Here is an 8,640-nt window from a genome sequence, read left to right as displayed (position 1 = left end):
GCACCACGCCGGGCGCATCCAACGGCAGGGCTTCCACCGTGGCATCCGAACTCTGCCAAACGCGTTTGTAGAGGTCGACGATCTCGTCTCGCGACTCGTCGGCGGTCGCCCACATGTCGGAGTTCGGCTCCGAGTCGTCGGCGAGCCACGCCAGCGTTTCGGGGAACGGCCGGCCGAAAACGTCGGCGAGATACCACGCCTCGGTGCTGGCGACGTGCTTCACGAGTCCGAGCAGGTTGGTTCCGGTGGGCACGAGAGGGCGGCTCACGTCGTACTCGCTCAGCCCCTCGAGCTTCCAGAGCAGGGCGTCGCGGCCCTCCTGCAGGTAGCGAAGCAGAACGGACTTCTCGTCGGACTCGGTCATGCTGCCAGAGTGGCAGATGCGCGGCTAGCGCGGGCCAAGCACGCCGTCGCCCGGGGAACCGGCCGCCTCGCCCTTCAGCTCGATCAGCACCGTGTGGGTCGGCGTCTCACCGATGTTCTCGCCGGCGTGCTTCTGGGCCGGCAGCCACACGGCCGCTCCCGAGGGAAGCGCCGTCTCGAACTCCCGGCCACCCGCCGAAAGCCGTCGCTGGAACGCGCTGAGCGTCACCATGACGCTGTTCGGATGGTCGTGCGGCGTCGTGCGGGTGCCCGGCTCGTCGGTGTACTCGAGCACACGCACGAAGTCGTTCTCCCACATGAGCCGGTAGTGGTCGGGGTTCGTCAGAATCGGATCGTCGTCGGTCATGCCGGCGAATGTACTCTCGCCCGGTCGACGAGCGGAAGAGGTCGCGGCGGGTTTCGATACGGTCGCTGCGCGACCTACTCAACCGGCGGTCATTCCAGCTCGTCGAGCTCGCGGTACGCGTCGCCGATGATCGCGATGCGGGAGCGTCCGGCGGCCAAATTCGCCGCGAGCACTCCGGCCGCGAGCAGGCTGATCACGCTGGCCGCCGCGGCGTAACTGTCGAAGGCGGTGACACTGTCGACCGGACACTCGATCACGACGTCGGCGCCCAGGCGGGGCGCGTCGGTGAGCAGCACGCTTCGGGCCTCGGATGACTCGACGAGCGCCAGCACCCGCGAGAACCCGCGGGGCCTGCGCCGGAACCCCACCAGCACCACTACGTCGTCGGCGCCGAGGGCGGCCAGTTCCTCGCCGATGGACTGGCCGGGCAGCGGTGCGAGCTGCACGCCGTCCCTGGCCTGCGCCAACTGCTGGCGCAGGTGCAGGGCCATCGGGTAGCTGTTGCGGAACCCGACCACGAGCACCCGCCGCGCGCGCGCGATGAGCGAGGCGGCCGGTGTGAGATCGAGTCCGGCGAGCGCGGAACGCAGGTTCGTCAGCTCCCGGTCGAGGTGCTGCGTGTAGCTCGTGGGCGCGTCGCTGGCGAGCGGAGTACCCGAGGCGCGCAGGCCGCGCACGTGCTCGCGCAGCGCGTCAGCGTTCTCGAAGCCGAGACGCCGGTAGAGCCGGCTGACCGTGGCCTTCGAGACGCCGCTGAGCCGCGCCACCTCGGTGGAGTTGTAGACGGCGAGGTCGGCGATGTGGTCGCGCATGAAGTCGGCCGCCCGCTGCTCCTGCGGCGACAGGTCGGGGTAGCCGGCATCGATGCGTGCGGCGAGGTCACCCACGGGAAACGAGCTCGCGCACGGCGGCCTCGTACGCTTCGAGTGCCGCCGCGACATCCGCCTTCTTCACCGCCTCGTCGGGGTGATGGCTGATGCCTCCCTTGCAGCGCAGGAACAGCATGGCGATGGGGGTGACGGCCACCACCGCCATGCCGTCGTGGCCGGCGCGGCTCCAGAACGACATGGGGTGGTCGTCGCCGGTGGCGCGGATGCCGGCGGCGATCGCGTCTTGCAGCCCGAGGTCGCAGCGCACGGCGTCGGCGCGGTAGATCTCGGTCGAGTGGAAGCTGAGTCCGCGCCGCTCGCAGATCTCGTGCGCCGCCTCGGTGATGAGGCGGATGCTCTCGTCCCTGTCGTCGTCGAACTCGGCGCGCAGGTCGAGGCTGAGCTCGACCAGGCCGGGGATCACGTTCACCCCGCCCGGGAACGCCTGCAGCCGGCCGACGGTGCCGACCACCCCGCACTCCTTCGAGATGCGCTCGACCGCGACCACGAGTTCGCTCGCCCCCACGAGCGCGTCGCGGCGCCGGTCGAATGGCGTACCGCCCGCGTGGCCGGCCTTGCCGGTGACCGTGAGCGCGAATCGGCGTGCCCCCGCGATAGACGAGACCACGGCGAGGCGGCGGTCGGCGTCTTCCAGGATCGGCCCCTGCTCGATATGGGCCTCGAGGTAGCCGACCAGCTCTTCCGGCCGACGGAACGCGCCCGGCAGCCGTGCCGGGTCGAGACCGAAGTCCTGGAACGCCTCGAACAGGGTGATGCCGTTCTTGTCGGTGAGGTTCCACCAGTCGTCGTGCCAGGTTCCGGCGAGCGCGCGGCTGCCGATGAGCGCGGTGCCGAAACGGGTGCCCTCCTCGTCGCTGAACGCCACGACCTCGAGGGCGAAGGGCAGCTCGATTGCAGAATCGCGGATGCGGCTCACGATCTGGATCGCCAGCAAAACCCCGAGCATGCCGTCGTACCGGCCGGCGTCGGGCACGGTATCGATGTGGCTTCCCAGCAGCAGCGCGGGCAGGTCGGGCTCGCGCCCCTCGAGGCGGCCGCATTGGTTTCCCGCCGCGTCCTGCCAGGTCTTGAGCCCGGCCTCGCGCATCCAGCCGGCCACCAGGTCATTGGCGGCGCGGTGCTCGGGCGAGAGGTGCACGCGTTCGAGCACGTCGGGTCGGCTGGAGATCGCGGCGAGTTCGTCGCAACGGTCGAGCAGCAGCTGGGCCTCGTGCGAATGCGCTGCCGCGTGGTGCGATTCGGTCATCGGAACGGCCTTCCTAGGCGGACTGGTAGTAGTCGAGCGCGGAACCGGCGCCGCTGCCCGCGGTGACGCTGACGCCGCCGCGGCGCAGCACCTGTTCGAGGGCGGCGAGGGTGGTGAGCACCGTGTCGCGACGCGCGTTGTAGCCCATAGTGCCGATGCGCCAGACCTTGCCGTGCAGCGGGCCGAAACTCGTGCCGATCTCGATGCCGAAGTCGTTGAGCATGGCGGCGCGGGCACCGTCGCCGTCGATCCCGTCGGGGATGAGCACACCGACGACGTTGTTCATCTTGTGCTTCTGGTCGCCGAACAGGGAGAGGCCGAGAGCCTTCAAGCCGGTCGCCATGGCGCTGCCGTGCAGGCGGTGCCGCTGGATCGCCTCGGGCAGCCCCTCGTTCACGAGCAGGCGCGCGCACTCGCGGGCTCCGTAGAGCGCCGTGGTCGCCTCGGTGTGGTGGTTGAGCCGCTTCGGACCCCAGTAGTCGAGGATCTGGCTGAGGTCGAAGTAGTTGCTGCGGATGGGGCTCGCCGACACCGCGTCGCCGTCGGAGCGGATTCCGGCCTCGATGCTCTTGCGCGTGTTGACGAGCTCGACGGCGCGCTCGGAGAGGGTGATCGGGGCGCTGCCCGACGGGCCGCCGAGGCATTTCTGCAGCCCGGCCGTGACCACGTCGATACCCCAGCGGTCGGTTTCGAAGTCGTTGCCACCGAGGCTCGCCGTGGCATCCGTGTACAGGATCACCCCGTTCTTCTCGCAGAGCGCGCCGATCTCGTCAAGCGGCTGGGCGAGGGTCGTGGAGGTGTCGCCGTGCACGATTGCGAGCAGCTTGGGCTTCGTCTCGGCGATGGCGGCGGCGATCTGCTCGGGGGTGAAGACGGTGCCCCACTCGGTCTCGATCACGTGCACCTCGGCGCCACATCGCTCGGCGATCTCGCGCAGCAGGTGGCCGAAGCGGCCGAAGATCGGCACGAGCACCCGGTCGCCCGGCTCGATGAGCGAGACGAGCGCGGCCTCGATGCCGGCGCGGCTCGTGCCGTCGACGAGCAGCGTCGCCCGGTTGCGCGTGCGGAAGACGCCCCGGTACAGCTCCATGGTCTCGTTCATGTAGGCCGTCATCGCGGGGTCGTACTGGCCGACCAGCTGGGCGCTCATGGCGCGCAGCACGCGAGGGTCCGCGTTGATCGGACCCGGTCCCATCAGCAGCCGCTGCGGAGGGTTGATCGGTTCGAATGACATGCGCGCTCCCGTGAATCAGTTGTTCCAGAGTTCAAGGCTACTGGAACGGGTGTTTCACGTGGGTTAAACCTGCCGGTTGAGTAGGGCCGACTGCGGCCCGTGTCGAAACCAGGCTCGTAGGCTTGCCCCCATGGCCTTCGTACAGTTCGAGCTCCCCGACGACCTCGCCGAGGAGGCCCTCGAGGAGGCGCGCAGCCGCGGGCTCACCGTCGCCGAGCTCGCGCTGTCGTCGTTCGAGGACTACCTCGGCGACCTGCGCGATCTGCGGTCGCTCGGCGACAGCGACGAGGACCTCGACTTCGGCCGCTGAGCTCGCCGACGCGCAACTCAGGCAGAATGCCGCGGGTCCGCGGGCGGCGGCAGTGTTCGCGCGGGTGCCGGCGGCCGCGCGACACGTTCTGCCTGAGTTGCGGATGGGTTCTCTCGACCGGCGGGTCGGCTACTACCCGACCAGCGCCCGGTGCATCCGCTCGCCGAGGCCGATCAGCGGGAGGTCGGTGCCGCGCGGACCGACCAGGCACAGGCCGACCGGGGCGCCGTCGACGCTGAGTGCCGGCACGGAGAGTCCCGGTCGGCCGGTCAGCCCGGCGATGCAGGTGAGGCGCAGGGTGCCGTCGCGAGTCGCCTGGATGGTGTCGGCATCGGCCGTGGTCGACGGCGCGATCGACGACGCGCTGGGAAGCAGCAGGATGCGTCCGTCGAGCGCGGCCTCGAGCGAGAGGCGCGCCGCGGCGAGCGCCACCCGGGCTCGGGCCTCGACCTCCGGCGTGATGCGGGACGCGAGCTCGAAGCGGGCGGCGATGTCAGCGCCGAGCGCTCCGGGATGCGCCTCGATCCAGGCGCCGTGGGTGGCCCAGGCCTCGGCGCTCTGCACCGTGCGGAAGGTCTCGAATAGCGCGTCGATGTCGCCCAGCTCGACGGCCAGCACGTCGTCGAGCAGACCGGCGTCGCCGAGATCGGCGAGCGCCCGGTCGAAGGCCCGGTGCACCCCGGGCTGAGCGTGCGCGAGCAGCGCCGGGTCGACGGCGAAGCGCTCGCTCAGGAGAGCCGATGGCAAGGTAAGAGAGACGGTCGCCGCGACCCCGAGCACCCCCGGGCTGCGGGTGAGCCAGCCGACCGTGTCGAACGAGGGCGCGAGCGGCAGCAGCCCGTCGACGGGAACCGCGCCGTGCGTGGTTCGGAGCCCCCAGAGCCCCTGGTACGAAGCGGGCACGCGCACCGAGCCGCCAGTGTCGGTGCCGAGGCCGATCGAGGCCTGGCCGAGTGCGACAGCGGATGCGGGACCGCTGGAGGATCCACCGGGAATCGCGCCGACCACGGCGCCGTTCGGCGGAGTTCCGTAGTGCGGGTTCTTGCCGGCGATGCTGTAGGCGAACTCGTCAGTGCGGGCGATACCGGTGACGTCGGCGCCGGCGTCGAGCAGCGCCTGCACGGCCGGGGCGTGGGCGGTAGCGGGCGAGCACTCGGCGAGGTACTCGGGCACTCCCCCGCCGACCGCGAAGCCGGCCACGTCGAAGAGGTCTTTCACGGCGACGGTCTGGCCGGCGAGTGCGCCGACGTCGCCGAACCTCCAGTCAGGCGCGACGGTTGCCGAGGAGTCCCCGGCGACGAGCGGCGTGCCGACGACGCGCCACACGGTGGGGTTCACGGCCGGCGCGGGCAGGCTCACGTGCGCGGCCTCGACTGCCCAGGCACCGTCGATCAGGCGCCAGAGCTGAGTCTGCTGTCCCCGGCCACCCGTGAGCGGCGCGGTGACCGCGATGATCAGTGCGGCATCCGCTGCCACGGGACGCACCTCGATGCCGACGATCTCGCGCTTCGGCGCCCCGCCGCGGCCCTTGCGGAAGCCGCTGATGGCGTCGTGGCCGCGCAAGATGCCGGCGGCGTCGCCGCGCAGGGTGTCGGGTCCCGGCGCGAACAGCCGGTCGAGCGCGGCGAGGTCGTTCGCCATCAGCGCCCGCTCGTAGTCGCGGAACGCATCGATCAGGCCCGCCGGCTCGGAGACGCCGACCGGGAAGTCGATGGTGAAGTCGAGCCCGCTCATGCGAAGTCCTCCACTCGGATGCGCGCGTGCACGCCCTTCACGAGGTCGACCACCTGCGAGATGTTGAAATCGGTCGCGGCGCTCAGGTAGGCGTAGGCGTGGGCGGCGTCCATGCCGAAGCGCGCCTGCAGCAGGGCGATCGCGGCGCGCACGCAGTTCTGCACGGCCTCGTCGAGGTCGGGGCTCATGCCGGTCGGCACGAGGAACTCGGATGTCTCGGCGAGCGGGCCGACGAGGGTGCCGAACGCCGTCTCCGCGTCGGCGGCGGTGACGACCTCGAAGCGCAGGGTCACCCGCAGGCTCGCCTCCATCGCGGTGAGCGAGACTTCGCCGTCGCCCTGGGCGAAGTGCGGGTCGCCCACGTAGGCGAGCGCGCCGCGCACCTGCACGGGAAGGTAGAGGGTAGAGCCCACGGTGAGCAGGTTGATGTCGATGTTGCCGCCGTGCGCTCCCGGGGGCACCGAGTGCGGACGCTCGTCGCCGGCCACCGCGACCCCCATGATGCCGAGGAACGGGGCGAGCGGGAAGCGCACCGAGTGTTCGCCGCCCGCGACGCGCGGCATCGTGCCGTGCGTGGCGGTGTCGAGCTCGCCGTCGACCGCCGCGAACACGCTCACGGTGCCGTCGCCCTGCGGGTATTCGCCGGGCAGCGCGCCGCGGCCGTGCCGGTTGGAGATGATGCCGTAGGGCACCCGGGGCGTGGCCTCGAGCACGGTGATCTTGAGCAGGTCGCCCGGCTCGGCGCCCTCGACGAAGATCGGCCCGGTCACGACGTGCGGGCCGTCGGTCTGCGGGTCGCGCTCGCGGGTGGCCGCCAGCAGGATGGCGTCATCGAGCACGAGCTTCGACGAGACTCCGAACCGGCCGAAGAAGGCGACCGGGTCGCTGCCCTGGTCGTCGAGCAGGCCCTCGTGGCTGAGCGTGTCGATCGTCACCTCGGTGCCGTCGGGGATTGTCAGCACCGGCTCATCCGTCTCGCAGGGAAGGCGACCCCAGAACACCGCGCCCGGATCCGAGGGGAGGTAGACCTCGCTGGCGATGTGACCCTCGCCCGGTTGGAGTGCGTGTGACAAGTGGTCCCCGTAATCTGCTCGATACTTGAGTCTCGTAGTGTGAAAACCCTAGCGACTCTCTGAGGGCGCACGATTCTCAAGGAGAGACATGAAGAAGCGACTGCAGGCACACCCGGCCGGACTACACCTCGGGCTGATGCTCGCCCTCACCTTCTCGACCGGTGTGATCGACGCGGTCGGCTATCTCGGCCTCGACCGGGTCTTCACCGGGAACATGACGGGCAACGTCGTGATCCTCGGCATGGCGCTCGCCGGCGCCGACGACCTGCCGATCGTCGGTCCGATCGTCGCCCTCGTGCTGTTCATGGTCGGTGCGCTCATCGCCGGGCGCACGCTGCGTCCGGTGCCCGCCGGCTGGTCTGGCCGCAGCACGCTGCTGTTCGCGTTCGTGGGCGTCGTGATCCTGGCCGCGGCGGTGCCGTTGCTCGTGATCGACGAGCCCGCGGAGTGGGTGAAGCTCGCAGTGACCGGCGCGCTCGGCCTCGCGATGGGCCTGCAGGCGGGCGCCGCGCGGCACATCGGTGTGAAGGATGTCACGACCGTCGTGGTCACGTCGACGCTCGTGGGTCTCGCCTTCGACTCGAAGTTCGGGCAGGGCAACGGCCAGCAGTGGAAACGCCGCGCCGGGGCCGTGCTGCTGATCGGACTCGGCGCCCTCGCCGGCGGACTGCTGCTCAACGTGCACATCGGCCTGGGCATGGCGGTTGCGGCGGTCATCACGCTGGTCTGTGCGCTGCTCGGGCACCTGGGCCGCCCGCACACGCCTCCCGCTGGTTGAGTAGGGCGCTCTAGCGCCCGTATCGAAACCCTCCCGCGACCCAGGGTTTCGATACGGCCGCGGGCGGCCTACTCAACCAGCGGGTGAGTAGATCTGTACATCGTGCGCGTCAAACGCGAACCAGACGGTGACCCCCGGCGCGAGGTCGAGGTCGGCGACGAGAGCGGGAGCGACATCCGCCGCGATTCCCTCCGCCCGCACGCGAACCAGGTCGCCCCGCGGCTCCAGGTCGAGCACCTCGCCGCGCAGCCGGTTCGCAGCCACCGGCTCGTCGAGCGACACCCGCACGGCCGGCGGGCGCACCGCGGCGGCCGCCGCCGATCCGACCGCGAGCCCGGAAGACCCCGAGATATCGGTTCCATCGGCGAGGCGGATGCCGCGTTCCGTGCGCACCCCGACGAGCAGGTTCAGCGCCGCCAGCCCGGCCGTGAACCGGCTGCGCGGGCGTTCGAGCACGTCGCGCGTGACCCCCTGCTCGACGATGCGGCCGTGGTCGAGCACAACGACGCGGTCGGCGAGCGTGAACGCGTCGAGGATGTCGTGGGTGACGATCAGCACGGTGCGGCCGGCGAGCACGCGGCGCAGCATCCGCCGCAGCGCGGGCGCCACCGCCACGTCGAGGGCGGCGAGCGGCTCGTCGAGCAG

10 protein-coding genes are annotated in these 8,640 nt (G+C 70.9%); 2 read left to right on the top strand and 8 right to left on the bottom strand.

Going from position 1 to position 8,640, the window contains the following annotated elements; all coding sequences use genetic code 11:
* The 5 genes from ACLQ6X_RS04435 to ACLQ6X_RS04415 form a co-directional block, all read right to left on the bottom strand.
* Positions 1–364 (bottom strand): DinB family protein (locus tag ACLQ6X_RS04435; protein ID WP_411698969.1); only part of this gene is annotated, 364 nt, incomplete at its 3' end.
* A gap of 24 nt (positions 365–388) precedes the next feature.
* Positions 389–730, bottom strand: coding sequence for a cupin domain-containing protein (locus ACLQ6X_RS04430; RefSeq protein ID WP_411698968.1), 342 nt, complete (start codon positions 728–730; stop codon positions 389–391).
* Positions 731–819: 89 nt separating this feature from the next.
* A complete protein-coding gene (locus ACLQ6X_RS04425) occupies positions 820–1,617 on the bottom strand; it encodes a MurR/RpiR family transcriptional regulator (RefSeq protein WP_411698967.1) in 798 nt (265 codons plus the stop codon).
* Positions 1,610–2,866, bottom strand: a complete 1,257-nt coding sequence (locus ACLQ6X_RS04420) for an allantoate amidohydrolase (protein WP_411698966.1) — start codon at positions 2,864–2,866, stop codon at positions 1,610–1,612. The genes ACLQ6X_RS04425 and ACLQ6X_RS04420 overlap by 8 nt, the downstream gene beginning before the upstream one ends.
* A 13-nt stretch (positions 2,867–2,879) precedes the next feature.
* Positions 2,880–4,100 (bottom strand): pyridoxal-phosphate-dependent aminotransferase family protein, encoded by a 1,221-nt coding sequence (locus ACLQ6X_RS04415; protein ID WP_411698965.1) that lies wholly within the window; start codon positions 4,098–4,100, stop codon positions 2,880–2,882.
* Between the two features lie 130 nt (positions 4,101–4,230).
* Here ACLQ6X_RS04415 and ACLQ6X_RS04410 point away from each other — a divergent pair, with 130 nt between their 5' ends.
* Positions 4,231–4,410 carry a hypothetical protein gene (locus tag ACLQ6X_RS04410; protein WP_411698964.1) on the top strand — a complete coding sequence of 60 codons (180 nt, stop codon included), beginning with the start codon at positions 4,231–4,233 and terminating at the stop codon, positions 4,408–4,410.
* Positions 4,411–4,542: 132 nt separating this feature from the next.
* Here ACLQ6X_RS04410 and ACLQ6X_RS04405 read toward each other — a convergent pair whose 3' ends face one another.
* Positions 4,543–6,144: an AtzH-like domain-containing protein gene (locus ACLQ6X_RS04405; RefSeq protein ID WP_411698963.1), complete on the bottom strand. Its 1,602-nt coding sequence runs from the start codon at positions 6,142–6,144 to the stop codon at positions 4,543–4,545.
* Positions 6,141–7,217: an acetamidase/formamidase family protein gene (locus ACLQ6X_RS04400; RefSeq protein ID WP_411698962.1), complete on the bottom strand. Its 1,077-nt coding sequence runs from the start codon at positions 7,215–7,217 to the stop codon at positions 6,141–6,143. The genes ACLQ6X_RS04405 and ACLQ6X_RS04400 overlap by 4 nt, the downstream gene beginning before the upstream one ends.
* A gap of 88 nt (positions 7,218–7,305) precedes the next feature.
* Between ACLQ6X_RS04400 and ACLQ6X_RS04395 the strand changes: the two genes are divergently transcribed.
* A complete protein-coding gene (locus ACLQ6X_RS04395; RefSeq protein ID WP_411698961.1) occupies positions 7,306–7,995 on the top strand; it encodes a YoaK family protein in 690 nt (229 codons plus the stop codon).
* A 72-nt stretch (positions 7,996–8,067) separates the two neighbouring features.
* On the opposite strand, the gene ACLQ6X_RS04390 is transcribed toward ACLQ6X_RS04395, so the two are convergent.
* Positions 8,068–8,640 (bottom strand): TOBE domain-containing protein (locus ACLQ6X_RS04390; protein ID WP_411698960.1); only part of this gene is annotated, 573 nt, incomplete at its 5' end.

It is taken from the genome of Conyzicola sp. (assembly GCF_046714715.1).
GTDB lineage: Bacteria > Actinomycetota > Actinomycetes > Actinomycetales > Microbacteriaceae > Conyzicola.
The sequence above is the reverse complement of the archived record's forward strand: the minus strand, read 5'-3'. Positions and strand labels throughout refer to the sequence as shown.

Bases quoted from the DNA above. Each gene is read 5' to 3' on its own strand.
- ACLQ6X_RS04405 (WP_411698963.1), bottom strand. From the start codon at position 6,144: ATGAGCGGGCTCGACTTCACCATCGACTTCCCGGTCGGCGTCTCCGAG.
- ACLQ6X_RS04430 (WP_411698968.1), bottom strand. From the start codon at position 730: ATGACCGACGACGATCCGATTCTGACGAACCCCGACCACTACCGGCTC.
- ACLQ6X_RS04420 (WP_411698966.1), bottom strand. From the start codon at position 2,866: ATGACCGAATCGCACCACGCGGCAGCGCATTCGCACGAGGCCCAGCTG.
- ACLQ6X_RS04410 (WP_411698964.1), top strand. From the start codon at position 4,231: ATGGCCTTCGTACAGTTCGAGCTCCCCGACGACCTCGCCGAGGAGGCC.
- ACLQ6X_RS04415 (WP_411698965.1), bottom strand. From the start codon at position 4,100: ATGTCATTCGAACCGATCAACCCTCCGCAGCGGCTGCTGATGGGACCG.
- ACLQ6X_RS04395 (WP_411698961.1), top strand. From the start codon at position 7,306: ATGAAGAAGCGACTGCAGGCACACCCGGCCGGACTACACCTCGGGCTG.